Source organism: Flavobacterium bomense (assembly GCF_003970355.1).
The window spans coordinates 1-1,058 of sequence record NZ_RYDJ01000269.1 but is presented as its reverse complement, the minus strand read 5'-3'; the positions used below and the strand labels follow the sequence as shown (position 1 = coordinate 1,058).

Here is a 1,058-nt window from a genome sequence, read left to right as displayed (position 1 = left end):
ATTGTATACTGAAGCTTTTGCCCACGATTACGGTTTGGGAAACAAAAATGGAATTGACCCTTATGTTAAATCTGCAGTTTTGGCAAATGAATTGGGCTTGGGGATCAATGCGGGGCACGATTTGAGTCTCGACAATATTCAGTTTTTTAATCAAAATATTCCCGGATTATTGGAGGTTTCTATTGGTCACGCACTCATTTCCGAAGCTATTTATTTGGGATTGGACAATGTAGTCAATATGTATTTGCAAAAATTGAAATAGTTTTTAATAAATAGAAAAGAATTTGGAAAGCAATCTGCAATCTAAAATCTGCAATCTGCAACCTAAAATTTAATGTTGTATTCAAAAATAGAAGGCGAAGGCACCCGAGCCGAAGGTGAATCGAGCGAAGCTAAACCACTACTAATTATTCATGGATTTCTAGGGATGTCTGATAATTGGAAAACAATCGGGACGCAATTCGCAGCCGATGGATTTCATGTACATTTACTTGATTTGCGCAATCACGGCAAGAGTTTTCATTCGGATGAGTTTAGTTACGCAATAATGGCTCAGGATGTTTTTGATTATTGTCAAGCCAATAATCTCCAAAAAATCAATATTCTAGGGCATTCGATGGGCGGAAAAACAGCTATGCTTTTTGCCGCAAAGTATCCAGAAATGGTTGAAAAATTAATTGTTGCCGACATTGGTCCAAAATTTTATCCTCAACATCATCAAACTATTTTCGAAGGATTGAATGCAGTGGATTTTACATTAAAACCTAGTCGAAATGAAGTCGAAGAAATTTTGTCGAAATATATTTTCGATTTTGGAACACGTCAATTTCTGATGAAAAGTTTGTTCTGGCAAGAGCCGGGACAATTGGCTTTTCGATTTAATTTGGCCGTTTTCAATGTCAATATGGATGAAATTGGAAAGCCACTTCCGGAGGATGCTAGTGACAATAATCCATGACTCTTTAGTCGGGGAAGTAATTCGAAGTATATACTCGATGAAGATTTCGAATACATTAAAAAACATTTACCAGATTCTAGAATTGAGACGATTCCGAATG

2 protein-coding genes are annotated in these 1,058 nt (G+C 36.5%); both read left to right on the top strand.

Features of this window, described 5'->3' with window-relative positions; all coding sequences use genetic code 11:
• Positions 1-262 (top strand): pyridoxine 5'-phosphate synthase (locus EKL98_RS17220; RefSeq protein ID WP_199740764.1); only part of this gene is annotated, 262 nt, incomplete at its 5' end.
• Between the two features lie 72 nt (positions 263-334).
• Entirely contained in the window at positions 335-958 is a 624-nt protein-coding gene (locus tag EKL98_RS17215) for an alpha/beta fold hydrolase (protein ID WP_233589511.1), read from the top strand.
• Positions 959-1,058 lie beyond the last annotated feature (100 nt).